The sequence below is a fragment of the Streptomyces sp. NBC_01525 genome, from assembly GCF_045040405.1.
Taxonomy (GTDB): Bacteria; Actinomycetota; Actinomycetes; order Streptomycetales; family Streptomycetaceae; genus Streptomyces; species Streptomyces benahoarensis.
Map to the genome: position 1 here is coordinate 1724139 of NZ_CP109397.1, position 20909 is coordinate 1745047.

At 70.2% G+C, this 20909-nt stretch carries 19 protein-coding genes and 1 riboswitch; of the genes, 6 read left to right on the plus strand and 13 right to left on the minus strand.

Going from position 1 to position 20909, the window contains the following annotated elements; genetic code table 11:
• Positions 1 to 137: 137 nt before the first annotated feature.
• The 6 genes from OG422_RS07720 to OG422_RS07745 all read right to left on the minus strand — a co-directional run bounded on the left by OG422_RS07720 (position 138) and on the right by OG422_RS07745 (position 7380).
• On the minus strand, positions 138 to 1550 hold the full coding sequence (locus OG422_RS07720; RefSeq protein ID WP_405741228.1) for an aminotransferase class V-fold PLP-dependent enzyme: 1413 nt from the start codon (positions 1548 to 1550) through the stop codon (positions 138 to 140).
• A gap of 204 nt (positions 1551 to 1754) precedes the next feature.
• Positions 1755 to 1872: riboswitch (SAM riboswitch) on the minus strand.
• Between the two features lie 105 nt (positions 1873 to 1977).
• Positions 1978 to 3042, minus strand: a complete 1065-nt coding sequence (gene trpD, locus OG422_RS07725; protein WP_405741230.1) for an anthranilate phosphoribosyltransferase — start codon at positions 3040 to 3042, stop codon at positions 1978 to 1980.
• Positions 3043 to 3179: 137 nt separating this feature from the next.
• Positions 3180 to 4817 carry a cytochrome b N-terminal domain-containing protein gene (locus OG422_RS07730; RefSeq protein WP_405741233.1) on the minus strand — a complete coding sequence of 546 codons (1638 nt, stop codon included), beginning with the start codon at positions 4815 to 4817 and terminating at the stop codon, positions 3180 to 3182.
• Positions 4814 to 5875 (minus strand): Rieske 2Fe-2S domain-containing protein, encoded by a 1062-nt coding sequence (locus tag OG422_RS07735; protein ID WP_405741236.1) that lies wholly within the window; start codon positions 5873 to 5875, stop codon positions 4814 to 4816. The genes OG422_RS07730 and OG422_RS07735 overlap by 4 nt, the downstream gene beginning before the upstream one ends.
• On the minus strand, positions 5872 to 6681 hold the full coding sequence (locus OG422_RS07740; protein WP_143940767.1) for a c-type cytochrome: 810 nt from the start codon (positions 6679 to 6681) through the stop codon (positions 5872 to 5874). The genes OG422_RS07735 and OG422_RS07740 overlap by 4 nt, the downstream gene beginning before the upstream one ends.
• A 78-nt stretch (positions 6682 to 6759) precedes the next feature.
• Positions 6760 to 7380, minus strand: coding sequence for a heme-copper oxidase subunit III (locus OG422_RS07745; RefSeq protein ID WP_143940768.1), 621 nt, complete (start codon positions 7378 to 7380; stop codon positions 6760 to 6762).
• A 299-nt stretch (positions 7381 to 7679) separates the two neighbouring features.
• Here OG422_RS07745 and OG422_RS07750 point away from each other — a divergent pair, with 299 nt between their 5' ends.
• The gene (locus tag OG422_RS07750) at positions 7680 to 8081 is read left to right on the plus strand and encodes a hypothetical protein (protein ID WP_143940769.1); all 402 of its coding nucleotides are present in this window, start codon (positions 7680 to 7682) and stop codon (positions 8079 to 8081) included.
• Between the two features lie 19 nt (positions 8082 to 8100).
• On the opposite strand, the gene OG422_RS07755 is transcribed toward OG422_RS07750, so the two are convergent.
• The 4 genes from OG422_RS07755 to coxB form a co-directional block, all read right to left on the minus strand.
• On the minus strand, positions 8101 to 9372 hold the full coding sequence (locus OG422_RS07755; protein ID WP_185993957.1) for an Ig-like domain-containing protein: 1272 nt from the start codon (positions 9370 to 9372) through the stop codon (positions 8101 to 8103).
• Positions 9373 to 9486: 114 nt separating this feature from the next.
• Positions 9487 to 9885 carry a cytochrome c oxidase subunit 4 gene (locus OG422_RS07760; protein ID WP_405741240.1) on the minus strand — a complete coding sequence of 133 codons (399 nt, stop codon included), beginning with the start codon at positions 9883 to 9885 and terminating at the stop codon, positions 9487 to 9489.
• Complete coding sequence (gene ctaD / locus OG422_RS07765) at positions 9882 to 11618, minus strand: cytochrome c oxidase subunit I (protein ID WP_405741243.1); 1737 nt, start codon at positions 11616 to 11618, stop codon at positions 9882 to 9884. Before ctaD ends, OG422_RS07760 begins: the two co-directional genes overlap by 4 nt.
• Positions 11615 to 12583, minus strand: a complete 969-nt coding sequence (coxB, locus tag OG422_RS07770; protein WP_405741246.1) for a cytochrome c oxidase subunit II — start codon at positions 12581 to 12583, stop codon at positions 11615 to 11617. Before coxB ends, ctaD begins: the two co-directional genes overlap by 4 nt.
• 315 nt (positions 12584 to 12898) lie before the next feature.
• On the opposite strand from coxB, the gene OG422_RS07775 reads away from it, so the two are divergent.
• Positions 12899 to 14293 carry a cysteine desulfurase/sulfurtransferase TusA family protein gene (locus OG422_RS07775; protein WP_405741249.1) on the plus strand — a complete coding sequence of 465 codons (1395 nt, stop codon included), beginning with the start codon at positions 12899 to 12901 and terminating at the stop codon, positions 14291 to 14293.
• Positions 14294 to 14382: 89 nt separating this feature from the next.
• Here the strand turns inward: OG422_RS07775 and OG422_RS07780 are convergent, their stop codons facing one another.
• Complete coding sequence (locus tag OG422_RS07780) at positions 14383 to 15357, minus strand: carbohydrate kinase family protein (protein WP_405741251.1); 975 nt, start codon at positions 15355 to 15357, stop codon at positions 14383 to 14385.
• A 137-nt stretch (positions 15358 to 15494) separates the two neighbouring features.
• Between OG422_RS07780 and OG422_RS07785 the strand changes: the two genes are divergently transcribed.
• Positions 15495 to 15722, plus strand: coding sequence for a hypothetical protein (locus OG422_RS07785; RefSeq protein ID WP_143940775.1), 228 nt, complete (start codon positions 15495 to 15497; stop codon positions 15720 to 15722).
• A gap of 174 nt (positions 15723 to 15896) precedes the next feature.
• Entirely contained in the window at positions 15897 to 17384 is a 1488-nt protein-coding gene (locus OG422_RS07790; RefSeq protein ID WP_405741254.1) for a hypothetical protein, read from the plus strand.
• A gap of 202 nt (positions 17385 to 17586) precedes the next feature.
• Here OG422_RS07790 and OG422_RS07795 read toward each other — a convergent pair whose 3' ends face one another.
• The gene (locus tag OG422_RS07795; protein ID WP_405741257.1) at positions 17587 to 17943 is read right to left on the minus strand and encodes a HesB/IscA family protein; all 357 of its coding nucleotides are present in this window, start codon (positions 17941 to 17943) and stop codon (positions 17587 to 17589) included.
• A 348-nt stretch (positions 17944 to 18291) separates the two neighbouring features.
• On the opposite strand from OG422_RS07795, the gene nadA reads away from it, so the two are divergent.
• Positions 18292 to 19491 carry a quinolinate synthase NadA gene (gene nadA / locus OG422_RS07800; protein WP_405741260.1) on the plus strand — a complete coding sequence of 400 codons (1200 nt, stop codon included), beginning with the start codon at positions 18292 to 18294 and terminating at the stop codon, positions 19489 to 19491.
• A gap of 220 nt (positions 19492 to 19711) precedes the next feature.
• A complete protein-coding gene (locus OG422_RS07805) occupies positions 19712 to 20626 on the plus strand; it encodes a 4Fe-4S domain-containing protein (RefSeq protein WP_405741263.1) in 915 nt (304 codons plus the stop codon).
• 26 nt (positions 20627 to 20652) lie between these two features.
• Here the strand turns inward: OG422_RS07805 and OG422_RS07810 are convergent, their stop codons facing one another.
• On the minus strand, positions 20653 to 20814 hold the full coding sequence (locus tag OG422_RS07810) for a hypothetical protein (RefSeq protein ID WP_405741266.1): 162 nt from the start codon (positions 20812 to 20814) through the stop codon (positions 20653 to 20655).
• Positions 20815 to 20909 lie beyond the last annotated feature (95 nt).

The following is a 20909-nucleotide window of genomic DNA, read 5'->3' on the forward strand; positions in this document are numbered from 1 at the left end:
GCCACGGACCGCACTCGGCAACTCAAGGCGCCGCGCAAGCGGTCACGCCTCGCGCAGCGACAACGCCCGCCGCAGGCGCAACGAACGGACAGCAGGCCACGGACCGCACCCCGCAACACAAGGCACCGCGCAAGCGGTCACGCCGTGTACGGAACGCACCGCCCATCCTCCGTGCGGTAGCTCCACCGCGCGCCGTCCGCGACGAGTTCCTTGACCGCACGCACAAAGCGGTCCACGTGCTCGTCCGGCGTACCGGCGCCAAAGCTGACACGGACGGCGTTGAGCGCGCGCTCGCCGGGCGCGGCCTCCGGCGCACCACATTCGGCGGGCGCGTCGGGGGCCCCGCCCAGCAACGTGCGGACGAGCGGGTGGGCGCAGAAGAGCCCGTCCCGGACCCCGATCCCGTACTCGGCGGACAGCGCCGCCGCGAAGTGCGAGCTGTTCCACCCGTCGACGACGAAGGACAGCACGCCGACGCGGGGCGCGTCGTCGCCGAACAGCGACAGGATCCGGACCTCGGGGACCTCCGCGAGGCCGGTCCGGACGCGGGCGATGAGCTCCTGCTCGCGGGCGACGAGCGCGTCGAAACCGGCGTCGGTCAGCGCCTGGCACGCGGAGGCGATCGCGTAGGCGCCGATGACGTTGGGCGAACCGGCCTCGTGACGGGCGGCGGTCGTGTGCCAGGCGACGTCGACGCCACCGTCGGGACGCCGCGCGACGGTCCGGCTGGCGCCGCCGCCGGCCAGGTACGGGTCCGCCTCCCGCAGCCAGTCGGCGCGCCCGGCCAGCACGCCGGAGCCGAACGGCGCGTACAGCTTGTGGCCGGAGAACGCGGCCCAGTCCACGTCGAGTTCGGCGAGGTCGACGGGGTGGTGCGGCGCCAGCTGGGCGGCGTCCAGCACGATCCGCGCGCCGTGGGCGTGCGCCACGGCGGCCAGCTCCTTGATCGGCCAGATCTCGCCGGTGACGTTGGACGCGCCGGTGACGCACACCAGGGCGGGCCCAATGGGGCCTCCCCTGCTCGAACGAAGTGGAGAGCTCGGGGAAGGCTCACGGGAGGCGAGGGCCTTCTCCAGGATGTCGACGGCCTGGCGGGAGGTGCGCGGCGCGTCGAGGTAGGTGACGTCGACGTCGTCGCGCTGCTCCCACGGCAGCAGCGACGCGTGGTGCTCGGTCTCGAAGACGAAGACCCGGGTGGAGTGCGGCAACGCGGCGGCCAGCAGGTTGAGGGAGTCGGTGGTGGAGCGGGTGAAGATCACCTGGTCGTCGTCGCGGCAGCCCAGGAAGCGGGTGATGGTGGTGCGGGCGTTCTCGAAGAGGTCGGTGGAGAGCTGCGAGAGGTACCCGGCGCCGCGGTGCACGCTGCCGTAGTACGGGGCGTAGGCGGCCACGTCGTCCCAGACCCGCTGGAGCGCGGGGGCGCTCGCCGCGTAGTCGAGGGCGGCGTAGTCGACCTCCCCGCCGGTGACCAGCGGCACCAGGACATCTCGCCCCAAAACATCCAGCGGGGCACAAACAGGGCGGTCGGTGGCAACGGTGGAGGCAGACATGGCGAACTCCCGTGAGAGAAAGGCGAATTCACCGCGCGCGGGCATGCGGAAGAGCGAAGGGGCGCAGGCGAATTCGGCAGGAAAAAGCAGCGGCGGAGCGCTGCATTACTGAGAAGCGAAAAGCTGGAGAGGGGCTTGTGCAGCCCTATCGCATTCGCTGGTTCACGGAAGTTCTCCCTCTGAGGACCAGGATCCCTGGCGAGGGATCCGCGCTTGCCGCAGACCTCGCTGCCTGCGGCCTGGTCATCACCCGGGGCACCCCGCCACGGAAGGAGGGTTGCCGGACAGCGGGCCGGGGCCTATATCGCTGTCACTCGTGACCTGCGCAGCATCATGCCATATGAACGGAGCGGTGCAAGCCCGGTCCGGTTGCTGAGATCAACAGGACCGGGCCCGCACGGAACGCCCCGCAACGGCCGTACGGCGCTCAGGCGTTGCTGGCGGCAACCCAGCGCTCCAGCGCCCGCTTGGCCGCCCCGGAGTCGATCGACTCCGCGGCCCGCTCCATCCCGGCGCGGATCTGCTCGGTCAGCGGCGCCGCGGTCGGCTCCAGCGCCACGAGCGCCGCCGCGGAGTTCAGCAGCACCGCCTCGCGGACCGGGCCCTTCTCCCCGTCCAGCAGCCGCCGCGCCACCTCGGCGTTGTACGTCGCGTCCGCACCGCGCAGCGCCTCCACCGGCACCAGCGGGATGCCGACGTCGCGCGGGTCGAACGTCTCCTCACGCACCGCGCCGTCCCGCACAATCCACACCCGCGACGTCGCCGTCGTCGTCAGCTCGTCCAGCCCGTCGTCGCCGCGGAAGACCAGCGCGGACGAGCCGCGCTCGGCGAGCACCCCGGCGAGGATCGGCGCCATCCGCGCGTCCGCGACGCCGGTCGCCTGCGCCTGCACCCGCGCCGGGTTGGTGAGCGGACCGAGCACGTTGAAGGTGGTCCGGATGCCCAGCTGGCCGCGGGCGGCGGCGACGTGCCGCAGCGCCGGGTGGAAGGTGACCGCGAAGCAGAACGTGATGCCCGCCTCCTCGGCGACCTCCACGACGCGCCGCGGTGCGAGGTTCAGCTTCACGCCCAGCTTCTCCAGGACGTCGGAGGAGCCGCTCGCCGACGACGCGGCGCGGTTGCCGTGCTTGACGACCTTCGCGCCCGTACCGGCCACCACGATCGACGACATCGTGGAGATGTTGACGGTCTTGGCGCCGTCGCCGCCGGTGCCGACGATGTCCACGCCGGGACCCGGCACATCGATCAGCCGGGCGTGCGCGTACATCGCGCGGACCAGCCCGGAGATCTCCGCGACGGTCTCGCCCTTGGCCCGCAGCGCCACCGCGAACCCGGCGATCTGTGCATCGGTGGCCTCGCCCCGCATGATCCGGTCCATCGCCCAGGCGGTGTCGTCGGCGGCGAGGTCCCGGCCGTCGAGGAGGGCGTTCAAGATGCCCGGCCAGGTGTGGGCCGCCACGCTGTCGCCGCCTGCCGGGGTCGCAACGTTCATGGTCCACACTCCTGGTTCGTGCCTGCGTATGGGGAAACCCTATCGAGCCCCGGGGATGCCGGAGGGCCCCGTCCGGTGTCCGGACGGGGCCCTCTGGGTGGCGTCACTTCCGCCGTGCGGTCACAGCGGCTCGGTGATCAGTGGTGGCCGTGGCCGCTGCTGATCTCCTTGTACTCCTCGACTGTCGGCTTCGGGATGATGTTGTCCTCGCCGTCGTACGCCTTCGAGAGCTTGGCACGCAGCTTCTGCGACCGCGTGACCTTGCGCTCGACGCCGTTCTCATCGAGCTCGGGCCCCAGCTCCAGCGGCGTGGGCTGCTCGTGCTGGGTGAGGACGTGCAGCTGCTCCTGGCTGAGCGGCTCGTGGACCTCGACGAACTCACCGTGCGGCAGGCGCTTGATGATGCCCGACTCGCGGCCGTGCAGCACCTTGTCCTTGTCGCGGCGCTGCAGACCCATGCAGACCCGCTTGGTGGCGATGAACGCCAGCACCGGACCGACGAAGAACGCGATACGCACGAACCAGGTGATCGAGTTGATCGACAGGTGGAAGTGGGTCGCCCACAGGTCGTTACCGCCACCGATCAGCATCACGAAGTACGCGACCAGCCAGGCCACACCGAAACCGGTACGGGTCGGGGCGTTGCGCGGACGGTCCAGGATGTGGTGCTCGCGCTTGTCACCCCGCACCCAGGACTCGATGAACGGGTAGACCGCGATGGCCACCAGCACCAGCGGGAAGATCAGAATCGGGATGAGCACACCGAAGTTGATGGTGTGGCCCCAGAAGTTCCACTCCCAGCCCGGCATCACACGGACCAGACCCTCGGCGAAGCCCATGTACCAGTCGGGCTGGGCGCCGGTGGACACCTGGTCCGGGCGGTACGGGCCGATGGCCCACACCGGGTTGATGCTCGCGATGGCCGCGATCACCGAGATGACACCGAAGACCAGGAAGAAGAAGCCTCCGGCCTTGGCCATGTAGACCGGCAGCAGCGGCATGCCGACGACGTTCTTGTTGGTCTTGCCGGCACCCGGGAACTGCGTGTGCTTGTGGTAGAAGACCAGGATCAGGTGGGCCACCAGCAGGCCGAGCATGATGCCCGGCAGCAGCAGCACGTGCACCGTGAAGAACCTCGGGATGATGTCGTGCCCCGGGAATTCCCCGCCGAAGATGAACATCTGCAGGTACGAGCCGATCAGCGGCATCGCCAGGACGACACCCTCGATGAACCGCACGCCGGTGCCGGAGAGCAGGTCGTCGGGGAGGGAGTAGCCGGTGAAGCCGGTGAACATGCCCAGCACCAGCAGCAGGAAGCCGAACAGCCAGTTGACCTCGCGCGGCTTGCGGAAGGCGCCGGTGAAGAACACCCGCATCATGTGGACCATCATCGCGGCCAGGAAGATCAGCGCCGCCCAGTGGTGGATCTGCCGGATCAGCAGACCACCGCGGATGTCGAAGCTGATGTTCAGCGTCGACTCGAATGCCTGGGTCATCCGGATCCCGTGCATCGGCACGTAGGAGCCGTGGTAGACGACCTCGGCCATGCTCGGGTGGAAGAACAGCGTCAGGTAGACACCGGTCAGGATGATGATGATGAAGCTGTAGAGCGCGACCTCACCCAGCATGAAGGACCAGTGGTCCGGGAAGATCTTGCGCATGTTGGCCTTGGCGAGGCTGTAGATGCCCAGCCGGCCGTCCGCCCAGTCGGCGATCCGCTCGCCCCGCGGCGCCTGGCCGCGACGCGTGGTGGTCGCGCTCGTCTCGTTACTCATCCGCGCTCCCAGAAGCTCGGGCCGACGGGCTCCGCGAAGTCGCTGACGGCTTCGAGGTAGCCGTCCTTCACCGTGATGTGCAGCTGCGGCAGGGCGTGGCCCGCGGGGCCGAAGATCACGCGACCGCCGTCGGACAGGTCGAAGGTGGACTGGTGGCACGGGCAGAGCACGTGGTGGGTCTGCTGCTCGTACAGGCTGATCGGGCAACCGACGTGGGTGCAGATCTTCGAGTACGCCACGATGCCCTCGTGCGACCACTCAAGTTCCTGCTTGTCCTTGATGTTCTGCGGCTGGATCCGCACGATCATCAGGGCGTCCTTGGCGATCTTGTTGTTGAACTCCTCGTCGTCGTCCTCCAGGCCCTCGGGCTTGGCGAACGTCAGGGAGCCAACCGCGATGTCCTCGGGACGCAACGGCAGGTTGGTGGACTGGTTGACCAGGCGGATGCCCTTCTTCCAGCCCGTGCCGCGCAGCTTCTTCTCGGGCAGCGGCCCGAGGTCACGCAGCAGGACGACGCCGGAGAGCGGCACCAGGGCCAGCGCGCCGAACATCGTGTTGCGGATCAGCTTGCGGCGACCGAAGCCGGACTCCTTCGCGCCCTGCGCGAAGTCGGCGAGCACCTTGGCCTTGACCTCGGGCTCCGCCTCGATCGGGTGCCGGTCGTCGGCGACCTCCTCGTCCGACATCAGCGTGCGGGCCCAGTGGACCGCACCGGCGCCGATGGCGAAGAGGGCGATACCCAGGGTCAGACCCAGGGAGAGGTTCAGCGCGCTGATGTGCCCGAGCGGGAAGATGAAGACGATCTTGTCGATCGGGAAGATCACATACGACGCGATGAACGCGACGGTCGCGAGCATCGACAGGAGGAAGAAGTAGGCCACGACGCGCTCGGAGCGCCGGGCGGCCTTCTCGTCGATGTCCTGGATGCGATGCTCGTGCGCGGGCAGACCCGGGTCGGCGAAGGGATTGTCCGCCTTCACCGGCGCACTGTCGTGAGCGGTGCGCTCACTCGGAAGGGATTCTTCTGGCACGTCTGCGTGTCGTCCAGTCTCACTCATGACTTCTTGGCCTTCGTAGTCCGGGCAGCGACCCAGATGGCGACCGCGACCAGCGCGCCCAGGCCGAAGATGTAACCGAAGAGACCCTCACTGACCGGACCGAGACCACCGAGGTCCAGGCCGCCGGGGCTCGCGGTGTCATCGCCGTTGACGGCGTCGAGGTACGCGACGATGTCCTTCTTGTTCTCCGAGGACAGCGTGCCGTCACCGAAGGAAGGCATGTTCTGCGGGCCGGTCTGCATGGCCTCGTAGATGTGCTTCGGGTCCACGCCCTCGAGCGTCGGTGCGAACTTGCCGTCGGTCAGGGCGCCGCCCTTGCCGGTGAAGTTGTGGCACTGCGCGCAGTTGGTGCGGAACAGCTCGCCACCCTTGCCGACGTCGGCACCGTCCGGGCTGTACTGGTCCTTGCCGGGCACGGCGGGACCGGCGCCCAGCGACGCGACGTACGCCGCCAGCTGGTCGATCTGCGCCTGGTTGTAGATGGGCGTCTTCCGCGGCACCTGGGCGCCGGGCTGCTGGGCCGGCATACGGCCGGTGCCCACCTGGAAGTCGACGGCTGCGGCGCCGACACCGACCAGGCTCGGGCCGTCGGACGAGCCCTGACCGCCGGTGCCGTGGCAGCTGGCGCAGCCGACGGCGTAGAGCTTCTTGCCCTCCTTGATGGCAAGAGACTGGGCGGTGTCATCGGCCTGAGCCTTGTCCGCCGGCGCGAACGCGGCGTACAGCCCCCCAGTGACCGCCAGCGCGAAGAGTAGGACGACGAGCGCCGCCAGCGGATGGCGCCGTCGTGCGGAGAGCTTTTTCACGGATTACCCCGGTGTCAGGATCTTCTGCGTCGATGCTTTGACTATGTCTGTCTGAACTGCGGTTCCCGGTCGGACCGGTTACCGGATCAGGTAGATCGTGGCGAAGAGGCCGATCCAGACGACATCGACGAAGTGCCAGTAGTAGGACACGACGATGGCCGCGGTGGCCTGTTCGTGGGTGAACCTCTTGGCCGCGTACGTCCTGCCCAGAACCAGCAGGAAGGCGATCAGACCGCCCGTCACGTGCAGGCCGTGGAAGCCGGTGGTCAGGTAGAACACCGAGCCGTAGGGGCCGGACGAGAGCGAGAGGCCCTCGTGCTTGACCAGTTCGGTGTACTCGAAGACCTGCCCGCCGATGAAGATCGCGCCCATGATGAACGTGATCACGAACCACGTGCGGAGCTTCTTGACGTCGCCGCGTTCCGCCGCGAAAACACCGAGCTGGCAGGTCAGCGAGCTGAGCACCAGGATCGTTGTGTTCGTCGCGGAGAACGGAAGGTTCAGCGCATCGGAGGTTTCCTTCCAATACTCGGCACCGGTCACCGATCGAAGGGTGAAGTACATCGCGAAGAGGGCCGCGAAGAACATCAGCTCGGAACTCAGCCAGATGATGGTTCCGACGCTGGTGAGATTCGGTCGATTGACCGACGGGTGCGCGTGCCCGGTTTCTACTGTCGTTGCTGTCGCCACGACCGACATTATGTCGGTCGCTTATCCCGCCCTCACTCCGGGGGGTGCCGTTCGGTGTGTCAAGGCCGTATGCCCTGCTCGTACGGGCCTCTTCCGGCTTACCCCGAAGGGGGGAAGCGCGGGGTGCCGGAGCGCCTCGGTGTCGTACCGTGGTCCAGTCCTGACGGGCCGTCGGACGGATCTTGGTGGCGCCCGGCCCCTCCTGTCGGCGGCCCTTGCGGGAGTAGCATCCGAGCCCTACCTACGGTGGGGGCGTCCCCTGCACAGGTGCCGTCCCGGTCCGTACCGCTTCGAAGCGTGGAGGAACGATGCAGGCGACTGCCACGGTGCTGGTCTACAGCGACAACGCCACCACCCGCGAGCAGGTGAGGCTGGCCGTCGGGCGCCGGCCCGCGGCCGATGTCCCGCCGGTGGAGATCCTGGAGTGCGCGACCCTGCCCGCCGTCCTGGAGGCGCTGGAGCAGGGCGGCATCGACGCCTGCGTGCTGGACGGCGAGACCGCACCGGCCGGCGGGATGGGCGTGTGCCGGCAGATCAAGGACGAGATCTACGGCTGCCCGCCGGTGCTGCTGCTCATCGGGCGGCCGCAGGACGCCTGGCTGGCCACCTGGAGCCGTGCGGACGCCGCGGTGACGCATCCGGTGGATCCGGTGGCGTTCGCCGACTCACTCGCCTCTCTGCTGCGCGGACGGGTCCTCGCACGCGGCTGAGCGGCCGCCTGAGGCGCGCTCAGACCTCGGGGCGCAGCCGGGCCGCGTCGGCGGGCTCCCGCTGCCGCTCGGCCGCCCCTGTGGTGGCGGCGCCGTTCCTGAGGGCGCTGCCCTCGCGCCACTCCTGCCAGGGCATGTTCCAGTCGCCGAAGCCGTTGCCGAAGGGCGCCATGGTGGCGCCGCCGCTGTTGACGACCTTCACGATGTCACCGACGCGCACGGTGTTGAAGAACCACTGGGCGTCGCCGGTGGACATGCCCGTACAGCCGTGGCTGACGTTGGCCGCGCCCTGCGACCCCACGGACCAGGGCGCGGCGTGCACGTACTCGCCGCTGGTGGTGACCCGCGTCGCCCAGTAGACGGGCAGGTCGTACGAGTCCGAGCTGCCGTCCGGGATACCGATGCTGCCGCTGGTCATCCGGACGAAGCTCTCCTTGGCGAGGACGACCTTGACGCCGTTGCGGGTGTCGAAGCCGGGCTTGCCGGTGGTGACCGGCAGCGTGTTGACCTGCCGGCCGTTGCGCAGCACCGTCATGGTGTGTGAGGACGCGTCGGTGATGGCGACGACCTCGTCGCCGGTGGTGAGCTTCACGGGCTTGGCGGGGCCGCCGTAGAGGCCCTTGGAGATCTTCAGGCCCTCCAGGTTGCTGTGCACCTCGATCGCGGCGTGCGCGGGCCAGTACTCCTTGGGGCGGAAGTGCAGGGTCTTGCCGTCGACCCAGTACCAGGAGCCCTGGACACGGGGCGTGGAGTCGACCTTCAGGGCGCTCTCGACGACCGCGCGCGCCTGGGGGTCCTTGACCTCCCGGCTGAGCTTGGCGGTGACCGGTTCGCCGACGCCGTACTCGCCGCTGTCCGGGCCGAAGGTGACCTGGAGCCGGTCGCCGCCGCCCTTGGTGGCGACGTGGAGCGTCTTGCGGCCAGGGTTGCCGTCCTTGTCCTCGGTGCTCACCTGCACCGTGTAGCGGACGCCGGCGGCCAGCGGCACGGTGGTGCGCCAGTGCTTGCCGTCGGCGGTCAGTTCGCCGCGGATGGAGCGGCCGGAGGCATCGGTGGCGGTCACGTCCGTGAGGCGCGCCTCGTCGTCCGTGACGGACACTTCGAGCGGCTTGTCGGGGTCCGCCGTCCGTGTTCCGTCCGGGGTGTTGGACGTGATCTGGTCGGCCGCGTCGTAGGGGTTTGCGGAGAGCGGTTCCGACGACGAGCCCCCGCACGCGGTGGCGGACACCGCAAGGGGCACGAGCAGGAGGCCGCAGCTCAGCACCGTCCGGGTTCGGGGTCTGGGACTCATGTACCAAAAATATGGAGAAATCCCGGGAGCGGCGCGCTGGAGGACTGCAAACGGGGCGGGCCCGGACACCAGTTGAGGTGTCCGGGCCCGCCCTTCACGGCGTGAGGGCCGTGCTCACTGCGTGCGGTTCTCGCCGCGGTAGTACTCGAAGACCCAGCCGAACAGGCCGACGAGGATGACCGGTGCCGAGAAGTAGATCAGCCACCAGCCGAAGACGACGCCCATGAAGGCGAGGGCGCCGCCGACGGCCAGCGAGAGCGGCTGCCAGCTGTGCGGGCTGAAGAAGCCCAGTTCGCCCGCGTCGTCCGCGACCTCGGCGTTCTCGTTGTCCTGCGCGCCCGCGTCGACCCGCCGGGCCGTGAAGGCCAGGTAGTAGCCGATCATGATGCACAGACCGAACGCGAGGAACAGCGCGGTGGTACCCGCCGGCTCCTTCGACCACACGCCATAGGTGATCGCGATGGCGAGGACGAAGACGGAGAGCCAGATGAACATCTTGCCCTGGATCTTCACTTGCCAGCCTCCTTGCCGCCGGCGAGGGCCTTGTCATCCGCCGGACCGTGGCCGTTCTGGAGGGCGTCCAGGGCGGCGATCTCCGGGTGGTGCAGGTCGAACGCCGGGGATTCGGACCGGATGCGCGGCAGGGTGAGGAAGTTGTGCCGCGGGGGCGGGCAGGACGTCGCCCACTCCAGGGAGCGGCCGTAGCCCCAGGGGTCGTCGACCTCGACCTTCTTGCCGTACTTGGCGGTCTTCCAGACGTTGTAGAAGAACGGCAGGACCGACAGGCCGAGCAGGAAGGACGCGATCGTCGAGATGGTGTTCAGCGTCGTGAAGCCGTCGGCCGCGAGGTAGTCCGCGTAACGACGCGGCATGCCCTCGACGCCCAGCCAGTGCTGCACGAGGAACGTGCCGTGGAAGCCCACGAACAGCGTCCAGAACGTGATCTTGCCGAGGCGCTCGTCCAGCATCTTGCCGGTGAACTTCGGCCACCAGAAGTGGAATCCGGAGAACATCGCGAAGACGACCGTACCGAAGATGACGTAGTGGAAGTGCGCCACGACGAAGTACGAGTCGGAGACGTGGAAGTCCATCGGGGGCGACGCCAGGATGACGCCGGTCAGACCGCCGAAGGTGAAGGTGATCAGGAAGCCGACCGCCCAGAGCATCGGTGTCTCGAAGGACAGTGAGCCCTTCCACATCGTGCCGATCCAGTTGAAGAACTTCACACCGGTCGGCACCGCGATGAGGAAGGTCATGAAGGAGAAGAACGGTAGGAGTACGCCGCCCGTCACATACATGTGGTGCGCCCAGACCGTCACCGAAAGACCGGCGATGGAAATCGTCGCGGCAATCAGACCGATGTAACCGAACATCGGCTTCCGGGAGAAGACCGGAATGACCTCGGAAATGATGCCGAAGAACGGCAGCGCGATGATGTACACCTCGGGGTGTCCGAAGAACCAGAAGAGGTGCTGCCAGAGCAGTACGCCGCCATTTGCCGCGTCGAATACATGGGCACCGAACTTACGGTCCGCCTCCAGGGCGAACAGCGCGGCGGCCAGGACCGGGAAGGCCAGCAGGACCAGCACACCGGTCAGCAGGACGTTCCACACGAAGATCGGCATGCGGAACATCGTCATGCCGGGGGCACGCATGCAGATGATCGTGGTGATGAAGTTGACCGAACCGAGGATCGTGCCGAAGCCGGAGAAGGCCAGACCCATGATCCACATGTCGGCGCCGACGCCCGGCGAGCGGACGACGCCCGACAGCGGGGAGTAGGCGAACCAGCCGAAGTCGGCCGCACCCTGCGGGGTGAGGAAGCCGGCCACCGCGATCAGCGAGCCGAAGAGGTACAGCCAGTACGCGAACATGTTCAGCCGCGGGAACGCCACGTCGGGCGCGCCGATCTGCAGCGGCATGATCCAGTTCGCGAATCCGGCGAACAGCGGCGTCGCGAACATCAGCAGCATGATCGTGCCGTGCATCGTGAACGCCTGGTTGAACTGCTCGTTCGACATGATCTGCGTGCCCGGACGGGCCAGCTCGGCGCGCATGAGGAGCGCCATGACGCCGCCGATGCAGAAGAACGCGAACGAAGTGACCAGGTACATCGTGCCGATCGTCTTGTGGTCGGTGGTGGTGAGCCACTTGACCACGGCGATGCCTGGTTGCTTCTTGCGTGCGGGCGGTGCTGCCGGAGCCGAATCGGCGGCGGCACCCTGGGGTTCGTTGAGGATGCTCACTTGGTCTTGATCTCCGCGTTCCTGGCGTGATCCGTCTGCTTCTCGCCTGACGGCAGGTAGCCGGTCTGGCCCTTCTTCGCCAGGTCCTTCAGGTGCTCCCGGTACTTCTCGGGGGAGACGACCTTGACGTTGAAGAGCATCCGGGAGTGGTCGACGCCGCAGAGCTCGGCGCACTTGCCCATGAAGGTGCCCTCCTTGTTGGGGGTCACCTCGAAGACGTTGGCGTGCCCCGGGATGACGTCCATCTTCATCAGGAAGGGGACCACCCAGAAGGAGTGGCTGACGTCACGCGAGGTCAGGATGAACTGGACCTTCTCGCCCTTGGGGAGCCAGAGCGTCGGACCGGGGTTGCCGGTGTCGGGGTCCCGGGTGGCGGGGGTGCCGGAGTCGTGGACGCCGTCGGCGCCGGCCGGGAAGCCCTTCTTCAGCCTGTCAGGAATCGCGGCGAGCTGATCCAGCTCGGTCTTGTCCGCGTGGGTGGACTTGTTGCCGTCCACGTCCTCGACGTAGTTGAACGCCCAGCTCCACTGGAAGCCCACCACGTTGACGACGTGGGCGGGCTTCTTGGACGTCTTGAGGAGTTCGCTCTCATCGCGCGCGGTGAAGTAGAAGAGCACCGCGATGATGATGAACGGAACGATCGTGTACAACGCCTCGATCGGCATGTTGTACCGGGTCTGTGCGGGGACCTCCACCTTGGTCCGGCTGCGGCGGTGGAAGATCACGCTCCAAATGATCAGGCCCCACACCAGCACGCCCGTTGCGAGGGCGGCGGCCCAGGAGCCCTGCCAAAGAGAGAGGATCCGCGGCGCCTCGTCCGTGACGGGCGTCGGCATACCGAGGCGGGGGAAGTCCTTTGATGTGCAACCAGTCGCGGTCGCCAGGACCAGGCCCGCAGCAAGCACCTGCGGCAGCTTCCGCCGCATCGGGCGCCGCGACGAGCGGTCGGAGCCGTTGGGACTCACGTAGCGCCTTCCCGAGAGTCTCGCCCGCGAGACCGGCTGCGGCCGTCTCGCTGGTCGGTCGCCGGCCCTGGCGCGGGCAGGGGTTTGGATGTTTATGCGGACCAAACCCTACTGGACGCTATTTGAGGGTGCGCGGGGAGGGTGCCCAACGCGGCGCGTCACTCCCCGAAGGGGTGGTCGCAGCAGGTCCGCGGCCTCCGTTCCGCCCCCGAATACCCGCCTTTCCGCGGGATCTGACGCCCCGCCCGGGACCGGTCGCCGGGCCGGGTGCGGCCACCCGCCACGGGGCCGCGGCCGTCCTCTACCGTCTCGTACGTGCCCTACTTCGACGCCGCGTCCTCCGCCCCGCTGCATCCCGTCGCCCGGGAGGCGCTGCTCGCCTCGCTGGACGAGGGCTGGGCCGATCCGGCCCGGCTGCACCAGGAGGGACGGCGGGCGCGGATCCTGCTGGACGCCGCGCGGGAGGCGGCCGCGGAGGCCGTGGGCTGCCGGGCCGACGAGCTGGTTTTCACCCCTTCGGGTACGCAAGCGGCGCATTCGGGCATCTCCGGCGTGCTGGCAGGGCGGCGGCGGGCCGGACGGCGGCTGGTGCGGTCGGCCGTGGAGCACTCCTGCGTACTGCACGCGGCGGAGGTGCACGAGGCGGACGGCGGGTCGGTGGCGGAGGTCGGGTGCGACCGTACCGGGCGGGTCGCGGCGGCGGAGTTCGCGGCGGCGCTGACGCCGGACACCGCGCTGGCGGTGCTCCAGTCCGCCAACCACGAGGTGGGGACGGAGCAGCCGGTGGCCGAGGTGGCCGAGGCGTGTGCGGCGGCGGGCGTGCCGCTGTTGGTGGACGCGGCGCAGTCGCTGCTGTGGGGGCCGGTGGCGGGGCCGTGGTCGGTGCTGGCGGGCAGTGCACACAAGTGGGGCGGGCCGCCCGGGGTGGGGCTGCTGGCGGTGCGGAAGGGGACGCGGTTCGCGCCGCGGGGTCCGGCCGATGAGCGGGAGGCGGGCCGGGCGCCCGGTTTCGAGAACGTCCCGGCGATCGTGGCGGCAGCCGCATCGCTGCGGGCGGTGCGGGCGGATGCGGCGGCGGAGGCCGAACGGCTGCGGGGGCTGGTGGCGCGGATCCGGGAGCGGGTGGCGGCGTCGGTGCCGGATGTGGAGGTGGTGGGCGATCCGGAGCGCCGGCTGCCGCATCTGGTGACGTTCTCCTGCCTCTATGTGGACGGCGAGTCGCTGCTGCACGGGCTGGACCGGGCCGGGTTCTCGGTGTCGTCCGGCTCGTCGTGCACCTCCAGCACGCTGACGCCGAGCCATGTGCTCAAGGCGATGGGGGTGCTGTCCGAGGGGAACGTACGGGTGTCGCTGCCGGTCGGGACCGGGGCGGACGAGGTGGAGCGGTTCCTGGACGTGCTGCCGGGGGCGGTGCGCGAGGTGCGGGAGGCACTGGGCGCGCCGGGGGTGGTCGCGGCGGCGCCGGAGAGTGGGGAGCCGGGGTCGCTGGTGGTGGACGCGCTGGGCGCGCGGTGTCCGATGCCGGTGATCGAACTGGCGAAGGCGATCGAGCGGGTGCCGGTGGGCGCCACCGTGACGGTCCGGTCGGACGACGAGGTGGCGGCGCTGGACATTCCGGCCTGGTGCTGGTCGCAGGGTCAGGAGTACGTCGGCGCGCGCTCCCTGGAAAGGGAACGCGGCGCCGCGTATGTGGTGCGGCGCCGCGTGTAGGCGGACGGGCCGGGGCGGCCGTGCCGTACGTCCGGGGGCGCGGCACGGGCCGCGGACCGGGCCCTGACGCGGGGTCTCCCCCGGTCCGGTCAGGCCAGGTGCTGCTGGATCTCGGTGGCGGCCTCGTGGCCGTACGCCTTGGTGAAGCGGTCCATGAAGTGGCTGCGGTGCAGCTCGTACTCCTGGGTGCCGACGGTCTCGATGACGAGGGTGGCGAGCATGCAGCCGACCTGGGCGGCACGCTCCGGGGCGACGCCCCAGGAGAGGCCGGAGAGGAAACCGGCGCGGAAGGCGTCGCCGACGCCGGTCGGGTCGGCCTTGGTGGTCTCCTCGGGCGTGGTGACCTCGATGACCGGCTCACCGGCGCACTCGATGCGGACGCCGTTGGCGCCGAGGGTGGTGACGCGGGTGCCGACCTTGGCGAGGATCTCCTCGTCGGTCCAGCCGGTCTTGGACTCGATGAGGCCCTTCTCGTACTCGTTGGAGAAGAGGTAGGCGGCGCCCTCCATGAGGGTGCGGATGGCCTCGCCGTCCATGCGGGCGATCTGCTGGGAGAAGTCGGCGCCGAACGGGATCCGGCGGCTGCGGCACTCCTCGGTGTGGCGGATCATCGCCTCGGGGTCGTCCGCGCCGATGACGACGAGGTCGAGGCCGCCGACGCGCTCGGCGACGGTCTGGAGCTCGATCAGGCGGGCCTCGCTCATCGCGCCGGTGTAGAAGGAGCCGATCTGGTTGTGGTCGGCGTCGGTGGTGCAGACGAAGCGGGCGGTGTGCAGCACCTCGGAGATACGGACCGAGTGGGTGTCGACGCCGTGGCGGTCGAGCCAGGCGCGGTACTCGTCGAAGTCGTTGCCCGCGGCGCCGACCAGGATCGGCTCGGTGCCGAGCTGGCCCATGCCGAAGCAGATGTTGGCGGCGACGCCGCCGCGCCGGACGTCGAGCTGGTCGACGAGGAAGGAGAGGGAGACCGTGTGCAGCTGATCGGCGACCAGCTGGTCGGCGAAGCGGCCGGGGAAGGTCATCAGGTGGTCGGTGGCGATGGAGCCGGTGACTGCGATACGCACGGCTGTCTACTCCTGCGGAGGCGTAGGGAGGGGCGGGCGTTGCACCACGCTACCCGGTTCCCCGGGCCCCTCCCACCTGCCGAAACTACCGCATAGTAGGGCTTTCCCGACTCGCACCGGATGCGTACGGTTCCCCTATGACCAAGCCTGTGAAGCCCCTCACATCTCCCGACCGCGCCCGGCGTCCGGACGCCGCCGATCCCGAGTCGCTGGACCAGCTGCGCGGCGACTGCGCGCGGATGGCGCCGCGCTGGAAGTCCGGGCACCGCACTCCCCCGCCGGACCACGCCGCCGAGCTGCACGGGGTGCGGGTGCCCCCGGCGTCGGCGGCGCTGGTGGACGGGATGGCGGAGTACGGGGACTGAGACGGGGTAGGGCCGGGCCGGGACGGCTGTGCCCCGGAACTCCGGCCGGCGCCGGGGCGGGCCTCCCGTACCGCCCGCCCAGGGGAACCACCCGCGCGCCCGCGCCGTCCCATCGGTGTCCTCCCCGCGGAGGGCGGCACGACGCACGGACAGCGGAGCCGAAGGAGCGATGCGGTGAACAGCGAGGACACCACCCCCGAACCGACGGAGCCCGCGCGGTCGCGGCGGAGCCGGGTCGCGGTCGTCTCGGTGGCCGCGGCGGTGCTGCTGGCCGGTGGCGGGGCCGCGTACTGGGCCTCGGCCGCCGGGGGCGGCGAGGGGCACGGCACCGCGGGCGGGCCGCCGCCCCTGGTGCTCGACGGGTACCAGGGCCGGGGGCAGATCGCCGCAGGTGAGCCCAATCCGCAGGGCGCCGCGTACCGCGCGGTGAAGGCGCTGCCGGACGGGCCCGGTTCCGCGCCGCTGTACCGGCCGCGCGGCGGTGTCTCGCCGGACGTGGTGAAGCGGCTGGCGAAGGCGCTGGATGTGGCCGGAAAGGTCCGGTCCGAGGGCACCGTCTGGAAGGTGGGCGGGCCGACGCGCGACGGCCGGGGCCCGGTGCTCCAGGTGACCAAGGCCGGTTCGGGTTCCTGGACGTACTCCGCGTACGGCACGCCCGGCGGCACCAACTGCGCGCTGCCCGCCTCCCCCAAGGGCGGGGCGGACGGCGGCGCGTCGGAGCGGCCGGGGTGCCCGTCGTACCGGGGCGGGCCGGACGCCGCGACACGGGACGACGGCAGCGGCGCGGGCGCGGTGTCGCAGAAGGAGGCGGAGCGGGCGGTGCGGCCGGTGCTGGCGGCGCTGGGCCAGTCCGACGCCCGGCTGGACGCGCACGGGCTGTCCGGCGCGGTGCGCACGGTGCGGGCCGATCCGGTGCTCGGCGGGCTGCCTACGTACGGCTGGCAGAGCGATCTCCAGGTCGGCGCGGACGGTCAGGTGGTCGGCGGCAGCGGGCAGTCGGCGAAGCCGGTGAAGGGCGCGGAGTATCCGGTGCTGAGCGCGGACCGGACGCTGGCGCGGCTCAACTCCCGCGACGGGAGCCACACTCCGGGCGGCTGCCCGTCCTCGGATGCGGCGCCGGGGAAGTCCGGCGGTATCGCGCCCTGTGAGCCCGCGCCGACGCGGGCGCAGAGGCCGGCCGAGGTGACCGGCGCGGTCTTCGGGCTGTCGGTGCAGTACGTCTCGGGCGGTCGGGCGTTGGTGCCGTCGTGGCTGTTCGCAGTGGTGCAGCCGGGCGCGGGCGACGGCCCGGACGCGACGTCGACGGTGGCGCACCCGGCGGTGCAGCCGCAGTACCTGACGCATCCCGGCGACGGCCCCGCGAAGGGGTCCGGCTCGCCGTCCGGGGAGCCGGGCGCGATGGCGCTGGAGGCGTACGCGGTCTCCGACGGTGGCCGGAAGCTGACGCTGCACTTCTGGGGCGGGGTGTGCAGCACGTACACGGTGCGGGTGCACGAGTCGGACGCGGCGGTGCGGACGGAGATCACCGGTAAGGACAAGAAGCCGGGCCAGGTCTGCGTGAAGATCGCGAAGGAGTTCACCCGGACCGTGACGCTGAAGGCGCCGCTGGACGGCCGGAAGGTGATCGACGCCTCGACCGGTGAGCCGGTTCCCGCGCGGTAGTCCTGGCTTTTCCGCCCCGGCGGGCAGGCCCGCGGCACCCGCGTGGGCCCCGGCCGTGCGGGCCGGCCGGATCTCCCCGTCCGGCCGGTCCGCGCGGCGGAGCCGGGCGGCCGGAGCGGCCCGGGAAACGGCCGGGCACGGAAACGGCGGAAGGCGGCACCCGCACGGGTGCCGCCTTCCGCCGTCTGTCGTCCCGCAGCCGTCAGCTGAAGGAGTCGCCGCAGGCGCAGGAGCCGGTGGCGTTGGGGTTGTCGATCGTGAAGCCCTGCTTCTCGATGGTGTCGACGAAGTCGATCGAGGCGCCGCCCAGGTACGGGGCGCTCATCCGGTCGGTGACGACCTTGACGCCGTCGAAGTCCTTGACCACGTCGCCGTCGAGCGAGCGCTCGTCGAAGAAGAGCTGGTAGCGCAGACCGGAGCAACCGCCGGGCTGCACGGCGACCCGCAGCGCGAGGTCGTCGCGGCCCTCCTGCTCCAGCAGGCCCTTCACCTTCGACGCGGCCGCGTCGGACAGGATGATGCCGTCACTGACGGCGGCCTTCTCGTCCTGAACGCTCATCTACATCTCTCCCGGGTTGTACGGACCGCTTGTCAACGGATGCAACCAACTGCAACCGGCGTCGTCCCGGATTAATTCCGGCTGCACGCGTGGTGGGTCGGGCCCTTCCGGACCGTTCCGGCCGGGCTCCGCTGACCTTCCCTCCTCATGCTCGCACACCCGCGCACGGGACTGCTGTGACGCCCGGGAAACGGCGGGTACGGATGCGTCACATCGACACTATGGCCATCGTCAAAGTGACGTGAAGCGGATATCATGGATAACGTCAAATAGACGAAAAGGGTTCCGGCGGGACATCCGCCCGGAGCCCCGGTGCGGCCACACCGCACCCATCGAGGAGAAGAGAGGGTGCGTGTCGTGACCACCGCCCAGCCCCTGGACGTAACGCCGAGCCCGCTGGCGCTGCTGCTGCTCGGCCGCGAGGCCGACCCGAAGAGCGAGCGCGGCGTGGAGTGCCCCGGCGACCTCCCGGCCCCGTCCGATCCGGATCTGGTCGCACGCGCCCGCGCGGCCAAGGCGACGCTCGGCGACAAGGTGTTCGTGCTGGGCCACCACTACCAGCGCGACGAGGTGATCGAGTTCGCCGATGTCACCGGCGACTCGTTCAAGCTCGCGCGGGACGCCGCCGCCCGGCCGGACGCCGAGTACATCGTCTTCTGCGGTGTGCACTTCATGGCGGAGTCCGCCGACATCCTCACCGGCGACGACCAGCGGGTGATCCTGCCCGACCTGGCGGCCGGCTGCTCGATGGCCGACATGGCCACCGCCGAGCAGGTCGCGGAGTGCTGGGACGTCCTGACCGAGGCGGGCGTGGCCGAGCGGACCGTGCCCGTGGCGTACATGAACTCCTCCGCCGACATCAAGGCGTTCACGGGGAAGCACGGCGGGACGATCTGCACCTCGTCCAATGCGAAGCGGGCGCTGGAGTGGGCCTTCGCGCAGAGGGAGCCCTCGTCCACCAAGGTGCTCTTCCTCCCCGATCAGCATCTGGGCCGCAACACCGCCGTCCGTGACCTGGGCATGTCCCTGGACGACTGCGTGGTCTACAACCCGCACAAGCCGAACGGCGGTCTGACCACCGAGGAGCTGCGGGCCGCGAAGATGATCCTGTGGCGCGGCCACTGCTCGGTGCACGGGCGGTTCTCGCTGCAGTCGGTGAACGACGTCCGGGCGCGCATACCGGGGGTGAACGTCCTGGTCCACCCCGAGTGCAAGCACGAGGTGGTGGCCGCCGCGGACCAGGTGGGGTCGACGGAGTACATCATCAAGGCGCTGGAGGCGGCCCCGGCCGGTTCGAAGTGGGCGATCGGCACCGAGCTGAACCTCGTCCGCCGCCTGGCGAACCGCTTCGCCCCCGAGGGCAAGGAGATCGTCTTCCTCGACAGGACGGTCTGCTTCTGCTCGACGATGAACCGCATCGACCTGCCGCACCTCGTATGGACGCTGGAGTCGCTGGTCGCCGGGAAGACCGTCAACCGTATCGAGGTCGACGAGGAGACCGCGCACTTCGCCAAGCTGGCGCTGGAGCGGATGCTGGCGCTGCCGTAGCCGGAGCGCATGCGCGTCGGAGCCCCGCGGGAACCTCTTCCCGCGGGGTTCTTTCGCGTACCGAATATGTTCTGCGCATGACAATGTGCCCCCTTGTGAGAGCCCCTGTGACCAGCAGAAACAAGAGCCCGTCCCCCTTCCTCTTTTCCGGTGAGGTGCGGGAGCCTCGTGGCCCGGGAAGGTGAGGGACCGACGGGTCACAGCGGTCAGGGAGGCGGACGTGGACAGTACGGCGGACGACAGGGCGGCGCGCCCGGAGGCGGGCGACGGGGACTGGTACGTGGACGGCCGGTGCACCAACTGCGATGTGGCGCGGCAGCTCGCGCCGGAGCTGATCGAGGAGATCGGCCGCCGGTCCGAGGTGGTGCGGCAGCCGCGCAATGCGGCGGAGGAACGGCAGCTGCACGCGGTGGCGTTCGCCTGCCCGACGCGATCGGTACGGCGGCGCGGCGGGCGGGTGGCGGCGGAGCGGGACCCGTTCCCGCTGCGGCTGGACGACGCGGTGAGCCTGTGCGGGCACAACTCGCCGCACACCGCGGGCGCCAACGCGTATCTGCTGCGGCGGCCGGGCGGTACGCAGCTGATGATCGACACGCCGCGGTTCAGCGAGGCGCTGGCCGTCCGGTTCGAGGTGGACGGGCCGGTGACCGACGTCCTGCTCACCCACCGGGACCACGCCGCGCACGGCCGCCGCTACGCCGACCGCTTCGGGGCCCGGCTGTGGATCCACGAGGGCGATCTGGACGCGGCGCCGGACGCGGACCGGGTGCTGCGCGGCACCGGCCCGGTGACGGTCGCCGACGGCGTGGTGGCCCATCCGCTGCCGGGCCACACCCGGGGCAGCGTGCTCTACGTCGCGGACGAGCGGTACTGCTTCAGCGGCGACAGCTTCTACTGGTCGCGGACGACCGGGGACCTCGAAGTGGCGGAGAGCGTCACCTGGTACTCCGTCACGGAGCTGGCCGCGTCGCTGGCCCGGACCGTCGACCGGCTGCGCTTCTCCTGGCTGCTCCCCGGGCACGGCGACCGGAGGCATCTGCCGGAGGCGGAGATGGCCCGGCGGATGCGGGAGTTGACGGACCGGGCGCAGCAGATGCGGCCGCGGCCGGTGGACTTCACGGCGTTGCGGTGGTGAGAGGGGCCGGGCCGCGGCCGCCCGGCTCAGGAGAAGACGAAGGCCAGCACGGCCAGCACGAGCAGCAGCGCCCAGGGCTCCCAGCGGGCGAGGAGGCGCAGCGTGTCGAGGCCCGGCAGGCTCCCTCCGGAGCCGCGCGACGCGCCGGAGCTGCTCTCGGAGGTGTCGTCGGAGGTGTCGTCGCTCATCGCGCCATGGTAGCCACGGCCCGGTGGCGGCCGTCCGTACGGGAGCCGGGCCCGCGGAGGGGCCGGTGCCCGCGTCCCCGTAACGGGCGCACGCC

Bases quoted from the DNA above. Each gene is read 5' to 3' on its own strand.
- OG422_RS07720 (WP_405741228.1), bottom strand. From the start codon at position 1,550: ATGTCTGCCTCCACCGTTGCCACCGACCGCCCTGTTTGTGCCCCGCTG.
- OG422_RS07750 (WP_143940769.1), top strand. From the start codon at position 7,680: ATGCAGGCGACTGCCACGGTGCTGGTCTACAGCGACAACGCCACCACC.
- trpD (WP_405741230.1), bottom strand. From the start codon at position 3,042: ATGAACGTTGCGACCCCGGCAGGCGGCGACAGCGTGGCGGCCCACACC.
- OG422_RS07745 (WP_143940768.1), bottom strand. From the start codon at position 7,380: ATGTCGGTCGTGGCGACAGCAACGACAGTAGAAACCGGGCACGCGCAC.
- OG422_RS07785 (WP_143940775.1), top strand. From the start codon at position 15,495: ATGACCAAGCCTGTGAAGCCCCTCACATCTCCCGACCGCGCCCGGCGT.
- OG422_RS07730 (WP_405741233.1), bottom strand. From the start codon at position 4,817: ATGAGTAACGAGACGAGCGCGACCACCACGCGTCGCGGCCAGGCGCCG.
- OG422_RS07755 (WP_185993957.1), bottom strand. From the start codon at position 9,372: ATGAGTCCCAGACCCCGAACCCGGACGGTGCTGAGCTGCGGCCTCCTG.
- OG422_RS07795 (WP_405741257.1), bottom strand. From the start codon at position 17,943: ATGAGCGTTCAGGACGAGAAGGCCGCCGTCAGTGACGGCATCATCCTG.
- OG422_RS07810 (WP_405741266.1), bottom strand. From the start codon at position 20,814: ATGAGCGACGACACCTCCGACGACACCTCCGAGAGCAGCTCCGGCGCG.
- OG422_RS07735 (WP_405741236.1), bottom strand. From the start codon at position 5,875: ATGAGTGAGACTGGACGACACGCAGACGTGCCAGAAGAATCCCTTCCG.